A 20,486-nucleotide genomic window follows, 5' to 3' on the forward strand; every position below is an offset into this window, starting at 1 on the left:
AACTATCACTGCACCGGGGTCAATTCTCCCGTCACAGAATCTATTATGAAACCGCTGACATTGATATCATTCGGTATCAGCGGATGATTGATAATAGCTTCCACCGTACCTTTTACCGATTTCTCCGTATCTTCGAATCCATACAGCCAAGACTCGAAATCCACTCCGCAGAAACGAATCATATCAATCGTCTCCTGCTTGATGCCCCGGGCCTTCATATGCTCTATCATCTGGGCGCTGCTCATGTGGCACGCACCGCAATCGGAGTGGGCAATAACCATCACTTCCGTCACGCCCAACTCGTAAATGGCCACCATCAGGCTACGAATGACACTACCGAACGGATGTGAAATGATTCCACCCGCATTCTTTATCATCTTCACATCGCCGTTCTTGATGCCCAAGGCTGCCGGCAGTAAAGCGGTCAAACGGGTATCCATACAAGAGAGGATGGCAATCTTCTTATCCGGGTATTTATTCGTGATGTATTTCTCATACCCCTTCTCGGCTACAAAACGCTTGTTGTATGCAAGAATATCTTCTATCATGGCTTTTATAACATGTTATTGTTTTCTACTCACAAAAATAAAAAAACTCTATGGGAGTCTGCAAGCCCTGCATCGAAAAATTGTACCTTTGGGCAATCATTTTAGAAGAGAATGCACAACTATGGCTAAAGAGAAGACGGTTTATGTATGCAGCAACTGCGGACAAGACTCTCCCAAATGGGTAGGCAAGTGTCCGTCGTGCGGAATGTGGAACACGTATGTGGAAGAGGTGGTACGGAAAGAAGTGGTGAACAAGCGTCCCGTATCGGGCATAGAGACCGCCAAAGCCAAACCCATAACCCTCCATGAAATTGTAGCCGATGACGAACCGCGCATCGACCTCCATGATGCCGAACTGAACCGGGTACTAGGTGGTGGTCTTGTACAAGGATCTCTTGTTTTGATTGGCGGCGAACCGGGCATCGGGAAATCCACCCTGGTGCTACAAACCGTACTCCGTATACCGGAGAAACGTATCCTCTACGTCTCCGGCGAAGAAAGTACCCGTCAGTTGAAACTGCGTGCCGACCGTTTGACAAGTGCTTCCAGTGATTGCCTCATCGTGTGCGAAACTTCCCTGGAACAGATTTACGTCCATATCAAGAACATCCGCCCGGACATCGTCATCATCGACTCCATACAGACGATTTCTACTGAAACCCTTGAATCGTCGCCGGGAAGCATCGCCCAGGTACGGGAATGCTCCGCCTCCATCCTGCGTTTTGCCAAGGAAACGCATACGGCGGTCATCCTTATCGGGCATATCAATAAGGAAGGAAGCATAGCCGGCCCCAAGGTACTGGAACATATCGTGGATACCGTACTCCAGTTCGAGGGCGACCAGCACTACATGTACCGCATCCTGCGCAGCATCAAGAACCGCTTCGGAAGCACTGCCGAACTGGGTATTTACGAAATGCGGCAAGATGGATTACGGCAGGTGAGCAACCCATCCGAACTGCTGCTGAGCCAAGACCATGAAGGTATGAGCGGCATAGCCATCGCCTCCGCGATAGAAGGCATCAGACCGTTCCTCATCGAGACGCAGGCATTGGTCAGCAGTGCCGTATATGGTAACCCACAACGCTCTGCCACAGGGTTCGACATCCGCCGCATGAATATGCTGCTGGCCGTATTGGAAAAACGTGTAGGCTTCAAACTGGCACAGAAAGATGTATTTCTCAATATTGCCGGCGGATTGAAAGTGAACGACCCGGCAATAGACCTTGCCGTCATCAGCTCTATCCTCTCCAGCAACATGGACACGGCCATAGAGCCGGAGGTGTGCATGGCGGGAGAAATAGGTCTGTCAGGTGAAATCCGTCCAGTGAACCGCATAGAGCAGCGCATCGGAGAAGCAGAGAAACTTGGATTCAAGCGATTCATACTTCCCAAGTATAATATGCAAGGACTGAACACGAAGAAGATTAAAATGGAATTGATACCGGTACGGAAGGTGGAAGAAGCATTCCGTGCCCTATTCGGATAATCATTATGATACAAGAATACCAACTGCGCGTATTGCCCGAAGTAGCGGCAAACGAGCAACGCCTGAAAGAGTACTTAGTACATGAGAAAGGACTGAATACACGGGAGATAACAGCAACGCGCATCTTGAAGCGCAGTATCGATGCCCGCCAACGGACAATCTATATCAACCTCAACGTACGGGCATATCTGAACGAAATGCCGAAAGAGGACGAATATCAACATACCTTATATAATAATGTAGAAGGAAAGCCCCAAGTAGTAGTGGTAGGCGCCGGTCCCGGAGGACTCTTCGCCGCCCTGCGACTGATAGAGCTCGGTCTGCGCCCCGTCATTGTGGAGCGTGGAAAGGACGTACGGGAACGCAAGAAAGACTTGGCGCAAATCAGCCGCCAGCAACTCGTCAACCCGGAGTCCAATTACAGCTTCGGAGAGGGAGGTGCCGGAGCTTACTCGGATGGCAAGCTGTACACACGCAGTAAGAAGCGTGGCAATGTAGACAAGATTCTGAACGTCTTCTGCCAACATGGAGCCTCCACTTCCATTCTGGTAGATGCACATCCGCACATAGGTACAGACAAACTGCCGCGTGTCATCGAAAACATGCGGAACACTATCATCCAGTGTGGTGGCGAAGTCCACTTCGAAACACGCATGGACGCCCTACTCATAGAGAAGGATGAAGTCAAAGGCATTGAAACAAATACCGGCAAGACTTTCCTTGGCCCGGTGATACTTGCCACCGGTCACTCTGCCCGGGACGTATACCGCTGGCTTGCCGCCAACAATGTAGAGATTGAAGCTAAAGGCATTGCCGTAGGCGTACGACTAGAACACCCTGCCACCTTGATAGACCAAATACAATATCACAACCGGAACGGACGGGGAAAATATCTGCCTGCCGCCGAATATAGTTTTGTAAACCAAGTGGACGGACGAGGAGTATATAGCTTTTGCATGTGTCCCGGCGGCTTCGTTGTGCCCGCCGCCAGCGGTCCCGAGCAGATTGTAGTCAACGGGATGAGTCCCAGCAACCGCGGTTCCCGTTGGAGCAATTCGGGAATGGTGGTAGAGCTACGCCCGGAAGACATAGAGCAATTTACTATTGACAATCTACAATTTACAATTTCTATGCAGCACGACAGCACGACTAATTGTCAATTGCCAACCGTCAACTCCCAATTAAGCATGATGTATTTTCAAGAGTATCTGGAGCGCCTCTGCTGGCAACAAGGCAATATGAAGCAGACAGCACCGGCACAGAGAATGGCAGACTTCACTAAGAAAAAACTGAGTTACGACCTGCCGGAAACTTCGTATGCACCGGGACTGGTTTCCTCACCTCTCCACTTCTGGATGCCTTCTTTCATTGCAGAACGCCTGAGCAAAGGTTTCCAGCTATTCGGGAAATACAGCCGTGGTTTCTTGACGAACGAGGCGACAATGATTGGAGTGGAAACCCGTACTTCGGCGCCGGTACGCATAACAAGAGACAAGGAGACACTGCAACATGTACGCGTAAAAGGATTGTTCCCTTGCGGAGAAGGCGCCGGATATGCCGGAGGCATTGTTTCTGCCGGAATTGACGGCGAACGATGTGCGGAAGCGGCAAAGGCATTCTTTGATTAAGCTATAATATTTACATCCAAATTTTGATTTTTCACTTTTTCTCGTTTAATTTGTAAACTATTATCACATATATATTGTTATATTGTATTTATTATGAGGTTCATCATAAACATTGTATGCTTTCTATTCCTTTTGCCTCTCATAGCTACGGCGCAAACATATAAATACATAGGGGTGGAAAACGGATTGAGCAACCGCAGAATCTTCGACATTCAAAAGGATTCGGTAGGTTACATGTGGTTCCTCACCAACGAAGGCATAGACCGGTACAATGGAAAAGACATCAAGCATTATAAATTAATAGAAGAAAACAAAGAGTCAAGTTTCCCCATCCATCTCGGTTGGCTATATTTTGAAGAGAAAGGGAAATTATGGGTCATAGGTAAAGCCGGTCGCATTTTTCAATACAACCAAGAACACGATGTGTTCAACAGAGTATATAAACTGCCCAAGACACCGGTCAATATCAGCTACGGCTATATGGACTGCAATCACAGGATTTGGCTCTGCAGCAGATACAGCATCGCTCTCTACGACACACAAACCGGAGAGGTCCATCAAATGTCCAATGAACTGAAAAGCAGCATTACAAGTATCGAACAAGTGGACAATAACCACTTCTTCATGGGTACCGACAAGGGATTGCGATATGTCAAACTCGAAAATGAGACATTGCAGATTGTCCCTCTTGAACCTCTTGACAAAATCCAGGCCCAAATCAGTTCACTCTATTTCCACCAAGAATCACAAAGACTTTTCATCGGTACTTTTGAAAAAGGAGTCTTTGCCTACGACATACGGCAACAACGGATTATACACTCCAATACGGATTTGAGCGATGTAAACATTGCCCGAATCAAGCCTCTGAACCAGACAGAGCTATTGATAGCGACAGAAGGTATGGGTATACACAAAATCAACATGAACTCGTGTATCTCGGAACCGTACATCGTCTCCAGCTACAAAAGCCACAATGAGATGAACAGCAATAACATCAATGACATTTATATTGATGAAGAAAAGCGGATATGGATAGCCAACTACCCGGAAGGAATTACCATTATAGACAACCGGTACAAAAGCTACAACTGGATAAAGCATTCTATCGGAAACAGACAATCGCTGGTCAACGACCAGGTACACTCTGTCATTGAAGACAGTGACGGAGACCTATGGTTCGGAACAAGTAACGGAATCAGCCTTTATCAATCGAAAACCGGGCAGTGGCATTCATTCCTGAGCTCCTTCGACCATCAACTGAAAAACAAGAATCACATCTTCATTACGCTATGCGAGGTATCACCCGGCATTATTTGGGCAGGAGGATATACTTCGGGAGTATACAAAATAAATAAAAGGACACTCTCGGTAGAATATTTCTCCCCTTACCTGCTCAATCCGGACAACATTCGTCCTGACAAGTATATCCGCGACATCGTAAAAGACTCCAAAGGATATATCTGGTCCGGAGGGTTCTATAATCTGAAGTGCTTCGATTTGTCCCTGAATTCCGTCCGTCTGTATCCCGGAATAAATTCCGTCACCGCCATTACAGAAAAGGATGACGGACACATGTGGATTGGGACAAGTGCCGGACTGTATCTGCTGGACAAAGAGTCGGGTAGATTCCAATATGTCGCCTTGCAGGAAGAGACGACCTACATCAACACACTTTACCAAGCGGAAGACCTCTCTCTATATATAGGAACAAACGGCTCCGGAGTGGTTGTCTACAACGCAAAGGACAGTACGTTCAAGCATTATCACAAGGACAATTGTGCCTTGATTTCAAACAACATCTACACCATACTCCCCGAGTCGGACGGGCATATCCTGATGAGTACCGAAAACGGAATCAGCTGTTTCCACCCTACGGAGAAGACATTCCACAACTGGACTAAAGAGCAAGGGCTGATGTCCTCCTGCTTCAGTGCCTCTTCCGGAACGCTACGCAAGAACAAGGGTTTTGTCTTTGGCAGCACAGACGGAGCCATCGAGTTTCCCGAAGGAACCCGTTTGCCCAAGTACATCTACTCTCCTATGATACTCAGCGATTTTCAGATACTCTATCAGACAGTCTTTCCCGGCAGTCCGAATTCCCCCTTGAAGGAAAACATCAACCAGACAGACCGGTTAAAGCTGAAATATAACCAGAACACTTTTTCCCTCAGTATTTCATCCATCAATTATGACGCGCCGGACAATGTCACTTTCTACTGGAAGCTGGAAGGCTTTTACGATGACTGGAACCGCCTGGGTGAAGAAGGGCATCTCCGCTTCACCAACCTTGCCTCGGGCGATTACAAACTTTACATACGGGCGGTATCCAAGGAAGAGCCTTATCTTTATTTTGAAGAGCGAAGCATCGACATCAGCATTGCGCGCCCCGTCTGGTTCAGTTTTTGGGCCATAGCCTGCTATGTCCTGCTGACAGTACTGATGTCCGTTGTCGGTTTCCGTGTCATGGCACTGAGAAAACAGAAAAAGATATCCGATGAGAAAACCCGTTTCTTTGTCAATACCGCGCATGATATCCGCACGCCATTGACACTGATAAAGGCACCTCTGGAAGAAATGCTTGAAAACAAGACACTGAACGAAGCCGAGACCAACAATATGCACATGGCACTGAGAAATGTCAACTCCCTCCTGCGCATGACTACCAATCTGATAAACTTTGAACGGGCAGAAGTATATTCCCCTCATCTGTACATAGCAGAATATGAATTGAATACTTACATCAAGGAGATATACAACAATTTCCAGACCTATGCCACCATAAAACATATCACTTTCAGATACGAAAGCAATTTCAGCTACATGAATGTATGGTTCGACAAAGAGAAGATGGACTCTATCCTGGAAAATGTCATATCCAATGCTCTGAAGTATACTCCCCAAAATGGCGATATACTCATTTCTGTTTATGACATGAAAAGCTCCTGGAGACTAGAAGTCAAAGATAATGGAATAGGAATTCCCGCCAAAGAACAAAGAAAACTGTTCAAGATGCACTTCCGTGGAACAAATGCCATCAACTCCAAAATAACGGGAAGCGGTATCGGTCTGATGCTGGTGCGGAAGCTGGTAAGCCTGCACAATGGAAAAATATACATTGAGAGCACCGAATGCCAAGGCAGTACTGTCAGAATCATCCTTCCCAAAGAGAAAGAACAGTTCAAGAACTTCACTCTGTCCGTTAAGGATAAGAAGACCTTCTATGAACCGGATGTCCCCACCGTTCCTTTGAAACTTGCCGGAGAACTCCGGACTGAAGACAATGACAAACTGCATCGCATCTTGATTGTAGAAGACAATGACGAGCTGCGCAACTATCTCTTCCAGTCGTTCTCTCCGATTTACAATGTACAAGTATGCAACAACGGCAAGGAAGCGCTGACCATTGTAAAACAATTCTGGCCGGGACTGATTCTTTCCGACATCATGATGCCGGAAATGCGAGGCGACGAATTATGCATCGCCATCAAGAACGATATTGAAACATCCCACATCCCGGTAGTACTGCTGACGGCACTGGGAGATGAAAAGAACATTCTCGAAGGACTCCATATCGATGCGGACGAATATATTGTAAAACCTTTCAGCATAAACATACTGAAAGCCAGCATTGCCAATCTGCTTGCCAACCGCGCATTGCTGCGCAAGAGATATGCGAATTTGGAAATCAATACAGAAGAAGAGCCCTCCACAACTACCACTTGCTCCAACAGTCTCGACTGGAAATTCATGTCGAATGTAAAGAGACATATCGAGGAGAACATGGATAATCCCGATTTCACAGTGGACGTATTGTGCTCGCTCCTGAATATGAGCCGTACCAGTTTCTACAGTAAACTGAAAGCGCTGACCGGCCAGGCACCGGCAGATTTCGTACGGAATATCCGTTTGAAACATGCTACCGAGCTATTGAAAGAAGGGAAATATTCCGTGACTGAAGTAGCAGAAAGAACCGGTTTCTGCGATGGGAAATACTTCCGGGAAGTCTTTAAGAAATATTTCAATGTCAGCCCCAGCCAATATGCGAAAGGAGACACTCCCCGCTCCCCAAAAGGAGAGGGAGAATAGTTCTGCATAGGAGAATTTTTCATTTTGCAGCCCCGCACAGACAAACCCTAAAAAATAATCCGTATTTTTGCAGAAACAAAAAAACGAGAATGACTCCTGAAATAGCAATCGTCGACTCCAACACCCTCTCCTGTCTGGGACTGCAGAACTTGCTGGAGGAAATCATCCCGACAGCCATCATCCGCTCTTTCCGTTCCTTTGGCGAACTGATGGATGATACGCCTGACATGTATGTACATTATTTCATCTCTTCACAGATTTACTTCGAGCATACCGCTTTCTTTCTGGAGCGCAAGCCCAAAACCATTGTGCTGGTCAATGGTGAAACCGTCCCCCAACTGTCGGGCATGCCGACGCTAAACATCTATCAGGACGAACAAAATCTGGCAAAAAACATTCTGCAGCTGCGCCAATACGGAAACCAATACAGACAAAACCACGGAAAGCCGGCACCCGCCAGACACTCGGATATGGCAATAAATACAGCCGCCGGGCACGACCTTTCCGCCCGCGAAATAGAAGTGCTGGTGCTGATTACCAAAGGTCTCATCAACAAGGAGATTGCCGACAAACTGAACATCAGCCTGACCACCGTCATCTCACACCGCAAGAATATCACCGAGAAGCTGGGTATCAAGTCCGTGTCCGGGCTGACTATCTATGCCGTGATGCACGGATATGTGGAAGCGGACAGAATATAATCCTACAACCGGATACATCAGAAGCGAAGTCTTTTCAGAAAAACTTCGCCCCAATTAGTGTGCTAATGTGCTAACATCTAATCGTTCCTCCGTGGGGTAAAAATCGTTCCACCATGGTGGAACGATTTTTACCCCACGGAGGAACGATATTTTCCGCATGATGGAACGATTTAAGATTAGCACTCCAGGAACGAAATCCTAATAAATGAGGATTGTCCCTTCCGCAAGAATCCCTTTACTTTGCAGGCGCTAAAAAACCAGTTTATGAATAGATATAGAATTTTGACCGGTATCTTCTGCCTCCTGGCAACCGGCAACGTACTTGCCGAAGAGGCAGACACCTTGAAAGTGGTGGATGTAGAGGAAATAACCGTCATTGCCGCCCCCAAAGAAAACCGGAAACTGCGCGAGCAGCCCGCCGCCGTCACCCTGCTTTCGCAGCAGGACATGCAGAACGCACAGGTGAACTCCATCAAGAATCTGACATCCGTAGTGCCCAATATGTTTATCCCCGACTACGGCTCGCGACTGACTTCGGCAGTCTATATCCGCGGCATCGGCTCGCGCATCAACACTCCCTCCGTAGGACTTTATGTAGACAATATACCTTATATAGACAAGTCAGCCTTCGACTTCAGCTATGCCGACGTAGAGTGCATCGACGTGCTACGCGGTCCGCAGGGCACGCTCTACGGGCGCAATGCCATGGGCGGATTGATTAAGGTGCACACCAAATCGCCCTTCTCCTACCAGGGGACGGACTTCCGCATGGGGGCAGGTACGTACAATGCCTATAATACCTCGCTGACCCACTATCACCGCCTTTCGGAACGGTTCGCCTTTTCCACCGGAGGTTTTTACGATTATCAAGGAGGATTCTTCCGCAACACGGTGAGGGACGAGAAAGCGGACAAGGGGCAATCGGCAGGCGGACGCATCCGCGCCATCTACCTCCCCTCGGACAACTGGAAGGTGGACCTAAACATCAACTACGAATACAGCGACCAGGGTGGCTACCCGTATTTCTACCAAGGCAGCCTGGCCCCCGAAGCACAGAGCGAGCCGCTGAAGCCCTACATCGGAAAAATCTCCAATAACGCCCGCAGCAACTACTACCGCAACCTGCTGAACACGGGTCTGAACCTGGAATACCAGACACAGCACTTCACGTTGAGCATGGTCACCGGCTACCAGTTTCTAAAGGACTGCATGGACATAGACCAAGACTTCACCGCCAACGACATCTATACCCTGCAACAGAAACAACGCTCCCACGCACTGAGCGAGGAAATCATCTTGAAGAGTAAAAGCGGCAGCCGCTGGCAATGGACCACCGGCGCCTTCGGCTTCTACCAATGGCTGAATACGGAAGCTCCCGTCACTTTCAGGGAAGCCGGAATGGGGATGCTGAACCAGATGTTGGGCAGTGTCATCCCATCGCAAATACAAGTAGAGATGGGACCGTCCATGAGCATGAATATCCTGCCCTCACTGGGCATCAGCAGCCGGACCATGCCCATCGGGGGCAGTTTCGACACTCCGCTGCTGAATGGGGCACTCTTTCATCAATCCACCTTCAGAGATTTATTCGGGCTGAAAGGAGTGTCGTTCACTGCCGGGTTACGCCTGGATTATGAGCGTATGAAGATGGATTACAACTCCGGCACCAGCCTGGACTACAAGGTGGGCATCAAGGGAGAAATGAAGCGGGGCGACGTCGTCATCCGCGAAATAGAGATGATGCCGGAGACGGCGCTGACCGTAGAGTCGCGCTACCAAGGAAACATTGATAAGGATTATCTTCAGCTGTTGCCCAAGTTTGCTTTGCAGTATGACTTTGCGCGAAACAGAGGAAATGTGTATGCAACGGTCAGCAAAGGTTACCGTTCGGGAGGCTACAACGTGCAGATGTTCTCCGACCTGCTGCAATCCAGTTTGAAGAATGACATGATGCGGCAAAGCAAAGAGGCGATTATGCCCAACGTGCCGGATGCCTACAAAGAGCTGGTGGGCAAATACTTCCCCGATGCGGGAGAGAATCCGGATGCAAAATCCGCCACCGTCTACAAGCCCGAACAGACCTGGAACTACGAAATAGGAACACACTTGAATCTGCTGGACGGACGTCTGCATGCCGACGCCGCCATCTTCTGGCTGGAAACCCGCGACCAGCAGATTTCACGCTTCGCCCCAAGCGGACTGGGACGCGAAACGGCAAATGCCGGCAAAAGCCGCAGCCAGGGGGCAGAGGTTGCCTTGACGGCTGCCGTTGCTACGGACTTCACGCTGAATGCAAGTTATGGTTATACCTATGCCACCTTTAAGGATTACATCACCAACGAGAAAGTGAATGGGGAGCTTCAGGAAATCAGCTACAACGGCAAGCACGTACCCTTTGTTCCCAAGCATACCATGAACGTGGGCGGTCAGTACATCTTCCGCATCCGTCCGGGACACTGGCTGGACCGCATCCAGCTGAACGCTAACTACACCGGTGCCGGGCGCATCTACTGGACCGAGAAGAATACCGTGAGCCAAGCCTTCTACGGCACGCTGAACGGACGTATCAGCTTCCAGAAAGGACATGGACAGATTGATTTCTGGGTGCGCAATGCACTGGACAAAGAGTATGCTTCGTTCTATTTTGAGAGTATGGGGAACGGATTTATGCAGAAAGGACGGCCTGTGCAGGCGGGAATAGAGTTGAGGTGCAGGTTCTGATTGGAGAGCTTTGTCCCTCCGAAAGTAAAGGAAAATAGAAACGGTCGTTCGGGTACTTACACATTGCATACCCGAACGACCGTTTCTATGTTTCTATCTGACAGAGGAGAAGTTATCCTCTATGTACCCAGTTTTCAATTTCAATATTAGGTATTCTTTCCAGATGTTTCTTGTTTTCAGTAACCATTATCATTTGGTTAGCCACCGCTGTACATCCTATAAATAAGTCCAAATCCTCAATGGGAGTTCCTTGACTATATAAGGCAGCCTTACTCCAGGCATAACAACATAAAGCCGAGGACAAAGGTATTACCTTGATATCTTGGCAGAAATCAGTAACAAGCTGCAAGTTTCTCTCCACATTATTACTTCGCTCTGCACCGAACAACAACTCTGCTACCGTAACCTCCGAAATGCAACAATGTTCCCAGCCCACCTTTTCAATATGTTCGTCTACTCCAAATTTCTGACGCATGAAGTGAACACAAATATTAGATCAAGCAAATATCGTTTCATTCGTCAAAGGGGCTAAAGTTTTCTTCTTTTCGAGAAAGGCGTGATGCATATATATCATCATTGATTTCATCAGAATCACGATTGTCCTTCCAACTACCGGCATACTTTGCAAGCATACGCTTAGTCAGCAATTTGCTATCTGCCGCTGTCGGAATGGAATGACTATTCTTATTCAAAACCTCCTTCATATATTTTCTGAGGCTCTCCAATGCAGTACTGCTATTGATATTGACTATCTCACGAATCAACTCCAATTTTCCGGCTTCCAACTCCAAACTACTCATAATCAATTCCTCCTTTTAAAAGTTCAACTACAAAGTTACATTTTCCTACTGAATATGGAAAAGTTACAAAGCTTTTTTATTCATTGATAGCTCCGCAATGTGGGCAGACTCCCTTCTCCCTCAGTTTCTGCCCGCATCTGCCGCAACGATAGCGTGAAGCCAGCAGCGAAATGCGAAGCCTTTTGAGGAATACCCATACAAAAGCGGTCAAAAACAAGTATCCGACGTAGATAGATGTAGTCAGGATAAAGAAAAAATAACAGAAGATGCAGCAGGAGGCCAGCCCCAACAGATAGAATACGGCCGCCGCCGGACTTAACTGGCGAAACAAATCGTCGAGTACCGCCAGCAACACCACTATAAACAGCCAGATACCCATCAGAAAAGCAGAAAGCACAAGCGGTACCTTGAACGGCGACAAGGTAGGATTAAAATAGAAGTGTTGCCACGTCTCCGGCGCAAACACTTGTATAGATTCGTAAATAGTGGCACAGAACGCCATCAGCAGACATAGCAACAACGGATAGAGACTGTCTATATCATTAAAGTACACCATCCTCAACTGCTTGCGCCGAAAAGCCCGGAACAGCCAGACTGCCACAAACAAGGCAAAAATAATGATAAAATAAGAGGCATGGGTATCACTGAACAAGTAGATGGCCTGCGAAATGCTGTCTGTAGGAACAAAGGCATGCATCATTTCGGACTCCCGCAACCAACCCTGCACTTCCTGCGAATGGGCAAGCTTCACCCATACACTATCCACACTGTCGGCAGGATGGATGGCGAACTCGGCAACCACCACGCGGTCTCCCCGATAAAGCATATTATAGCAGTCCTTCACGGGCAGACAAGCCAAATTCACAGAATCTGCCAGCACTTCCAGATTGGTATTCCAAGTATAATGCCGCTCAAAAAGATAGGCCAGCGAATCACGCGTCTCCTTAGACAGATGTTCATCTTCAAGATTAGGACGGGAATAATGGCAGGAAACTAAAGCAATGAAGCATGAAAAATAAAGAATGCAGAATAGGAGGGAACGCAGTGAACGCAAAGGATGTTTGTCCCTGCCCGCTTCCCGGTACCGGTCATTTGCCAGCCTTTCATTATGTGCCCGTTCCTCACTCCTCATTTTCAAGTCTTTATTAGTAATTCCTCATTCTTCGTCCTTCATTAAAGCGGCTCTTCATGAGCAATGACTTTCATCTGGCAATTCTTGCAATCAAAAGACAAGCGGAAACGCTTGCCGTCCGTCCCAACCAAATAATAAGGTTCCCTATAAGGAGAATGTCCTTTCTGATAGGTGGGACACCATCCCATACTGAAACGCAGGCAATGTTTGCAGAACATGAGTACAGCATCCGGAACCGCTTGTGCCTCGTAGGCAGGTGCTATAGACGAAAGTCCATGCTCACGGTAAAAACTCCGGGCAGCACTGTTCATCACATTGCCCAGATAGGTCAGTGAAGTAGCAGGGAAAGCATGGCTTGTCGGTTTCCAGACAGCCAACTCACGACGATAAGTAACACGCCGAGCCACAATCAGCCTATCTATCACCTGCCGACGCCAGTCTGCCACCACGGAAGCAGGAAGAAACCAGTTTTCAGAGAGATTGAGCCTGATACCCGACGCCTCTTCTGATAAATGCCCGGCTACCTCGAAAGGGGTATTCCCCAACTTAGCCAGTTGGCTGCGCAGATTATCCGCCTGTGGCGTGCGTGCCGGTTCTTTCGGATAAGGGAAAGAGAGTGTCACGCGGTTATCATCTTCGTCCGCAGCCGTCAGGCTGAAACCGAAAGAAGTATCTGCCAACTCCCAACAAACACCGATTTTGCGTTCGGAGGATTTACGGGTAAGGATACGTTCAAACTCCTGGTCGAAATTGCGATAAAGCCGTGTACGAGGTTTGATGCGAGGCACTTCCCCTGCCGGATAGAGTTTGTTACCGTCCACCCGGTTGATACGGAAACCCTGCAAACGTCCTTGCTCGTCCAAAAAACAGACGCCGTCTCCGTTGTGGAAAGGCTTCACGCCTGCCACCGTAATATATCCACCGCGCTGTTCCTTCAAAGTGCCCATCTCCTCTCCTAAAGATTTGGGCGTATCGAATGAAGTGATTTCCCCTCCCCTGCCTTGTAGGAAGTAATGCGTGAAACCACGGCTGAAGCTCTTGTCCAACTGTGGCTGGAAATCGAAACGGCAGGTGCCCGAAGAAGCACGGGCATATTCCTTGCGACGGGCAAAAATGGCATCGAGCTTCCTACGGTAAGCCGCCGTCACATTCTTCACATAGGTCACATCCTTCAAGCGGCCTTCTATCTTCAGCGAAGTGGCTCCGGCATCCAGCAGTTCTTCCAACACCTCGCTTTGGTTGAGGTCCTTCAAAGAAAGCAGATGCTTATTACGCACAATGGTCTTGCCATCGGCATCTACCAGACTGAAGGGTAAACGGCAGAATTGCGCACATTCCCCCCGGTTGGCACTCCGTCCGAAACAAGCCTGGCTGACATAGCACTGCCCGCTATAACTGACGCAAAGAGCCCCGTGTACAAAGACTTCGAGCGGCACGTCGGGACACGCCTCATGGATACCGCGTATCTCCTGCAAAGAAAGTTCGCGTGCCAACACCACCTGACGGAAACCGGCATCGGCAAGGAAACGTACTTTCTCCGGCGTACGGTTATCCATCTGCGTACTGCCATGCAACGGAATGGGCGGCAAATTCAACCGCGTAATCCCCATATCCTGTACAATCAGTGCATCCACACCGATGCGGTACAGCTCCCAAATCATCCTCTCCGTCTCTTTCAGCTCTTCTTCTTTCAGAATGGTATTGACCGTCACATAGATACGGGCATTATACAGATGGGCATGCTCCACCAAAGCGGCAATATCCTCCAAAGAGTTGACAGCAGCCGCACGCGCACCGAACTTGGGTGCACCGATGTATACCGCATCTGCCCCATGATTCACTGCTTCTATGCCACACTCCAAATTCTTGGCAGGAGCCAGCAGCTCTATTTTACGTTGCTTTATCATCGTTTAGTTACGAGTAACTCACCCTATTTCATTAATATTATACGGCGTCTCCTGATATACAAAATAATTCAGCCAATTGGAGAACAACAGATTGGCATGGGCACGCCAACGCACCAGCACTCCTTTGTCCGGGTCATCGTCCACATAGTAGTTACGGGGTATCTCAATGGGCAGGCCCTTATTCAAGTCACGGCGATACTCTGTATCCAATGTCAGCGGGGAGTATTCCGAATGGCCGGTCACGAAGAACTCACGCCCTCCACGGGCCACCGCCATATATACACCAGCATCCTCCGACTCGGAAAGCAGCGTCAATTCCGGAACCTTCTGTATATCTTCCCGGCGCACTTCCGTGTGGCGGCTATGCGGCACATAGAACATATCATCAAATCCACGGAAAATGGGATGCAACGGTTGCAAGGTACGATGTTCAAAGATACCGAACATCTTCTTATCCAGTGCATACTTCGGCACTCCATAATGATGATAGAGCCCTGCCTGCGCCGCCCAGCAGATGTAGAGCGTAGAGGTGACATGCGTACGCGCCCAGTCGAAGATTTCAGTAATCTCATCCCAATAAGTCACCTCCTCAAAATCCATCTGCTCTACCGGAGCACCGGTGATAATCATGCCATCGTACTTTTCACCGCGCATCTTGTCGAAATCCGTATAAAATGTTTTCATGTGTTCTATCGGAGTGTTCTTGGAAGTATGGCTTTTTATCTTCATGAACGAGATTTCCACCTGAAGCGGAGTATTGGAAAGCAGACGCACCAGGTCCGTTTCCGTTGTAATCTTTAGCGGCATCAAGTTCAGAATCACGATACGCAGCGGACGGATATCCTGCTGGGTTGCCCGGGAATTGTCAATGACAAATATATTCTCCTCTTTCAGCAACTCGATAGCGGGTAGTTTATCGGGTAAATTTAAAGGCATGAGTTTATATCTATGGTTTAACTTATTATTGTCTACGATTTTAGCGTGTAAAGTTAGGCAAAAAATCAGAGTGTGATAAATAAATTATAAAAGTTTTATTGATTTATCCCTCTTCATTTAACACGTTTAATTACATTTGTACCCGAAACCTATTAAAAGTTATTAAAAAATAAGATTAAAAAGCACTGCGGCATCAAGCGTGATACTGATAATTAGCATCCAAAAGCGTAAAAGACTTTTCCATACCGGTTATAGCTCTGCTAAATCCATATTTTTAAGACAAGGTTCATTGAGTATAATTGGGAAAGCGGAAAAACCGTTGCCCCACAATAATAATATAATGAAGAAACTTATTCTTGCAAGAGGAGTCTTGGCTGCCTCTTTATTCTGCTGCATGTCCTTAGGGAATACAGCTTGTGTGAACCGGATTGACGAAGAATCAGAAGCGGAAATCGAGGAAGGGACGACACCTATCACGTTCTCTATCAAAATGGAAAAGGCCAGTACCAAGGTCACAAGCACCGCCTTTGAAAAAGGAGACAGAATGGGCTTGTTTGCAACCACTTCCTCCGGCTCCATCAAGGGAAAACGGTATATTGACAATCTGGCCCTGGAATATACGGAAGGCTCCACACTGGTTCCCAAAAAGACAGTATTCTATCCGGAAGGAGATGTGTCACTGGACTTTATCAGTTACCACCCTTACCAAACCGAAGGGGTAGCTGCCGGTACACCCGTTCTTCCCGTATCTGTGCAGATAGACCAGAGTAATGAGAAAAACCGCGCACAAAGTGACTTCTTGGTAGCTAAAGCGCAAGGAATCACCAGTAAAACCAAATCTGTAACCCTGGAGTTCCAACACAAGCTGTCCAAACTGGCAATCTCTCTGACACCCGACGCAAGCAACTCTGCCAATGATTTGCTGAAAGCCAATCCGCGTATCATCGCAACCGGGCTCAAGACCTCGGCCGATTATAATCTGGAAGACGGGACTTTCAGTAATCTTACGGGGACACAAGACATCATAGCCTCCGGCGAATGGAGCGTCAAAGACAACAAACTTACCGGCAAGGAATTCATCATCATACCCCAAACGATAAATGATGGCAAGCAATCCTTCATTATGGAGTGGAGCGGACGTATATACAGTTGTGCAATACCCGAAGTGGAAATGAGTAGCAGCACGCAATGTATCATTAACATATCAGCCATGCAGAGCAACAGCAACGTACTGAGCAGTTTTGCCGGAAAAATCAAGGAATGGAGCAGCCTCCCTCCCATCGACACCGACAATATGGAAGATTACACTGCCATACATATCTCCGCTCTCTCCTTTTCTCTTTCAAATGTGTACAGAATTTATCACGAAGGGATACCCATTGCAGAAGTCTGCAAGGAATATCTCAAATCAGCGTCATTGACTTCCAGAGCCGTTATAGCCTATCCCATAGGTGAAAATGAAAAGACCGACCTAAGCAATGGAGTCATCCTACAGCTTGCAGACCGTAAAGACACCATCTGCGGAGGAAGAATAAGCTGGAATACAGACGACTATGGATTTACCTACACTAAAGGGGAATATACCGGCATAGACAAGCTCTATATAGACAATAACCATAAGCTACTTCTGGAAAAACCGGAAAACGCCATCAAAGTGAATGTGGCATGCTACACCCTTCGAGACATCAGAAAAGGAGTGTCTACCGAATACCCCATTGTCAAGATTGGAGCCCAATACTGGATGGGTAAAGAGCTCCATGCCACCACCTACCGTGACGGAGCTCCCTTGAAAAAACAGAGTGACTTGGGAACAGACAAAGCCGGATATTACAAGCCGGACAAATATGACATTTATTTTTACAATGGAGAATCCATACTGGCAGGAGAGCTGGCTCCCGAGGGCTGGAAAATTCCATCGGATGCAGACTGGGAACAGCTGAAAAACTACACCGGCAACGATGCCTCCATACTAAAAGCAGGAGAATGGCAGGCAATGGTATCCGGTGAAGTTGCCCCCGTCAACAACCATACCCGGTTCAATGCTTTCCCGGTAGGAATGTGGTACAACAAAGGACACAACAGCCCCAATAAAATGACCGCCTTTTGGAGTTGGGATCATACAAAGCATACCCTTTCGGAAAGCACCATTTATTTTCTCGGCGAAAGCGACGAGTTTGTATCAAGCACTGCCCATGTCACCGGTAAGCCCTACTATAAAGCTCTTTCCATCCGCTGTATAAAAGAATAGCCGGCAATTTCGGCATTTCTCATTTCTTTTTTGTATTTTTGTTCCCAATGTGCAAGATTTTTGCCAATCGGACAAAGATAACGAAAGAGAAATGAGAGTAATCGACCTGATAAACAGTAACGAAAAAACAGCTTTTTCCTTTGAAATATTGCCACCACTGAAAGGTACGGGCATCGAAAAGCTGTATCAAACCATAGATACGTTACGGGAATTCGACCCCAAATACATCAACATCACCACGCACCGCAGCGAGTACGTGTACAAAGACCTCGGCAACGGATTGTTCCAGCGAAACCGCCTGCGCCGCCGCCCCGGCACCGTAGCCGTAGCTGCTGCCATCCAGAACAAGTACAACATCACCATGGTGCCGCACATCCTTTGCAGCGGCTTCACCCGCGAGGAGACGGAGTACGTGCTGCTCGACCTGCAATTCCTCGGCATCACCGACCTGCTGGTGCTTCGTGGCGACAAGGCAAAGCACGAATCCTCTTTTATCCCCGTGGGCAACGGTTACCACCACGCCGTCGAACTACAAGAGCAAATCAACAACTTCAATAAAGGTATTTTTGTGGACGGCTCCGAGATGAAAGTTACCAATACCCCGTTTTCATACGGTGTGGCGTGCTATCCGGAAAAGCATGAAGAAGCCCCCAACATGGATACAGACATCTACTGGCTGAAGAAAAAAATGGAAATGGGTGCAGAGTATGCCGTGACCCAGCTCTTCTACGACAACCGGAAATATTTCGACTTCGTGGAACGTGCCCGTCAAGCCGGTGTCACCATCCCGATTATCCCGGGCATCAAGCCCTTCAAGAAGTTGTCACAACTCAGCATGATACCCAAGACGTTCAAGGTAGATTTGCCCGAGGAACTGACCCAAGAGGTTCTGAAGTGCAACACCGATGCGGAAGCTCAGCAAGTGGGTATCGAATGGTGCGTGCAGCAGTGCAAAGAGCTGATAGCCCATGGCGTCCCAAGCCTCCACTTCTACTCGGTAGGAGCCACAGACAGCATCAGGGAAGTAGCCAAACAAATCTACTAAACAATGGACAATCAACAGTTGACAATTGACAACTGGCAGTGTCACAAGTAATAACTTATAACTAATTAACCCGTGTTCAGTTTCAAGGACATAATAGGCCAAGAGGTAGCCAAACAAAGGCTGATACAAGAAGTGCAGGAAGGACGTATTCCCCACGCACAACTTTTCTGTGGCCCTGCCGGAGTAGGAAAACTCCCATTGGCACTTGCCTATGCCCGCTACATCTGCTGTCCCAACCGGACGGAAACCGATGCCTGCGGTACTTGTCCCTCCTGCGTAAAATGGAACAAGCTGGTGCACCCGGACGTACACTTCGTATACCCTATCGTCAAGAGTGCCAAAGGGAAAAAGGAAGTCTGCGACGACTATATCGCCAACTGGCGGCACCTGCTGCAGAACAGCCCCTACTTCGGACTGAACCATTGGCTGAACGAGATGGATGCCGAAAACGGACAAGCCATCATCTATGCCAAGGAAAGCGACGAGATAACCCGCAAGCTGAGTCTGAAATCCAGTGAAGGAGGTTACAAAGTCACCATCGTATGGCTACCCGAAAAGCTGCATGAAGTATGCGCCAACAAGCTGCTGAAACTGCTGGAAGAGCCACCCGAGAAAACGATATTCCTCCTCATCTCCGAAGCTCCGGAAATGATACTGCCCACCATCCTCAGCCGCACGCAGCGCTTCAACATTCCCAAGATTGAAGAAGCCGACATAGCCGAAGCCCTGCAGCAGAAGTACGGAGTGCAGCCCCGCGACAGCGAGACGATAGCCCATCTGGCAAACGGAGACTTCATCAAAGCATTGGAGACCATCCATCTGAACGAAGAGAACGAACTGTTCTTCAACCTCTTTGTCAGCCTGATGCGACTCTCCTACCAGCGCAAGATACGGGAAATGAAACAATGGAGCGAGCAGCTTGCTGCCATGGGACGCGAACGGCAGAAGAACTTCCTGGACTACTGCCAGCGCATGACCCGCGAGAACTTCATCTACAACCTGCACCGCAAGGAGATGAACTACATGACGCTGCCCGAACAGAACTTCGCCACCCGTTTCGCCCCCTTTGTCAACGAACGGAACGTCATGGGTATCATGGACGAACTAAGTGAAGCGCAACGCCACATCGAGCAGAACGTAAACGCCCGCATGGTGTTTTTCGACTTCTCTCTCAAAATGATTGTTTTATTGAAACAATGAAAAGTGGCAAAATAATGAAATGCAAAGTATCAAATCGTAAATAGT

Annotated in this window: 14 protein-coding genes; 8 read left to right on the forward strand and 6 right to left on the reverse strand. The window is 48.1% G+C overall.

Annotated features, from left to right (window positions below; all coding sequences use genetic code 11):
* Positions 1-5: 5 nt before the first annotated feature.
* Positions 6-548, reverse strand: a complete 543-nt coding sequence (locus CSD97_RS10960) for a carbonic anhydrase (protein ID WP_005834976.1) — start codon at positions 546-548, stop codon at positions 6-8.
* Positions 549-669: 121 nt separating this feature from the next.
* Here CSD97_RS10960 and radA point away from each other — a divergent pair, with 121 nt between their 5' ends.
* The 5 genes from radA to CSD97_RS10985 all read left to right on the forward strand — a co-directional run bounded on the left by radA (position 670) and on the right by CSD97_RS10985 (position 11,173).
* Complete coding sequence (radA, locus tag CSD97_RS10965) at positions 670-2,037, forward strand: DNA repair protein RadA (protein ID WP_005834974.1); 1,368 nt, start codon at positions 670-672, stop codon at positions 2,035-2,037.
* A 5-nt stretch (positions 2,038-2,042) separates the two neighbouring features.
* Positions 2,043-3,665, forward strand: a complete 1,623-nt coding sequence (locus CSD97_RS10970) for an FAD-dependent protein (protein ID WP_098032386.1) — start codon at positions 2,043-2,045, stop codon at positions 3,663-3,665.
* Between the two features lie 93 nt (positions 3,666-3,758).
* The gene (locus tag CSD97_RS10975) at positions 3,759-7,751 is read left to right on the forward strand and encodes a two-component regulator propeller domain-containing protein (RefSeq protein WP_098032387.1); all 3,993 of its coding nucleotides are present in this window, start codon (positions 3,759-3,761) and stop codon (positions 7,749-7,751) included.
* A gap of 89 nt (positions 7,752-7,840) precedes the next feature.
* A complete protein-coding gene (locus CSD97_RS10980) occupies positions 7,841-8,452 on the forward strand; it encodes a LuxR C-terminal-related transcriptional regulator (protein ID WP_005828517.1) in 612 nt (203 codons plus the stop codon).
* Positions 8,453-8,716: 264 nt separating this feature from the next.
* A complete protein-coding gene (locus CSD97_RS10985) occupies positions 8,717-11,173 on the forward strand; it encodes a TonB-dependent receptor (protein WP_098032388.1) in 2,457 nt (818 codons plus the stop codon).
* Positions 11,174-11,285: 112 nt separating this feature from the next.
* Here the strand turns inward: CSD97_RS10985 and CSD97_RS10990 are convergent, their stop codons facing one another.
* The 5 genes from CSD97_RS10990 to metA all read right to left on the reverse strand — a co-directional run bounded on the left by CSD97_RS10990 (position 11,286) and on the right by metA (position 15,948).
* Positions 11,286-11,648, reverse strand: a complete 363-nt coding sequence (locus CSD97_RS10990) for a type II toxin-antitoxin system VapC family toxin (RefSeq protein WP_005834963.1) — start codon at positions 11,646-11,648, stop codon at positions 11,286-11,288.
* A gap of 37 nt (positions 11,649-11,685) precedes the next feature.
* Positions 11,686-11,973, reverse strand: a complete 288-nt coding sequence (locus CSD97_RS10995; protein WP_005828523.1) for a hypothetical protein — start codon at positions 11,971-11,973, stop codon at positions 11,686-11,688.
* A 76-nt stretch (positions 11,974-12,049) separates the two neighbouring features.
* Complete coding sequence (locus CSD97_RS11000; protein ID WP_005828525.1) at positions 12,050-13,105, reverse strand: hypothetical protein; 1,056 nt, start codon at positions 13,103-13,105, stop codon at positions 12,050-12,052.
* A 41-nt stretch (positions 13,106-13,146) separates the two neighbouring features.
* A complete protein-coding gene (locus CSD97_RS11005; RefSeq protein ID WP_098032389.1) occupies positions 13,147-15,012 on the reverse strand; it encodes a U32 family peptidase in 1,866 nt (621 codons plus the stop codon).
* An 18-nt stretch (positions 15,013-15,030) separates the two neighbouring features.
* The gene (gene metA / locus CSD97_RS11010; protein ID WP_005828529.1) at positions 15,031-15,948 is read right to left on the reverse strand and encodes a homoserine O-succinyltransferase; all 918 of its coding nucleotides are present in this window, start codon (positions 15,946-15,948) and stop codon (positions 15,031-15,033) included.
* Between the two features lie 340 nt (positions 15,949-16,288).
* On the opposite strand from metA, the gene CSD97_RS11015 reads away from it, so the two are divergent.
* The 3 genes from CSD97_RS11015 (at position 16,289) to holB (ending at position 20,441) form a co-directional block, all read left to right on the forward strand.
* Positions 16,289-18,196 carry a fimbrillin family protein gene (locus CSD97_RS11015; RefSeq protein ID WP_098032390.1) on the forward strand — a complete coding sequence of 636 codons (1,908 nt, stop codon included), beginning with the start codon at positions 16,289-16,291 and terminating at the stop codon, positions 18,194-18,196.
* Between the two features lie 91 nt (positions 18,197-18,287).
* A complete protein-coding gene (metF, locus tag CSD97_RS11020; protein WP_005834956.1) occupies positions 18,288-19,241 on the forward strand; it encodes a methylenetetrahydrofolate reductase [NAD(P)H] in 954 nt (317 codons plus the stop codon).
* Between the two features lie 72 nt (positions 19,242-19,313).
* Complete coding sequence (holB, locus tag CSD97_RS11025; RefSeq protein ID WP_005834952.1) at positions 19,314-20,441, forward strand: DNA polymerase III subunit delta'; 1,128 nt, start codon at positions 19,314-19,316, stop codon at positions 20,439-20,441.
* The last annotated feature ends 45 nt before the right edge of the window (positions 20,442-20,486 follow it).

The organism is Bacteroides sp. AR29 (assembly GCF_900217715.1).
Classification (GTDB): Bacteria; Bacteroidota; Bacteroidia; order Bacteroidales; family Bacteroidaceae; genus Bacteroides; species Bacteroides uniformis.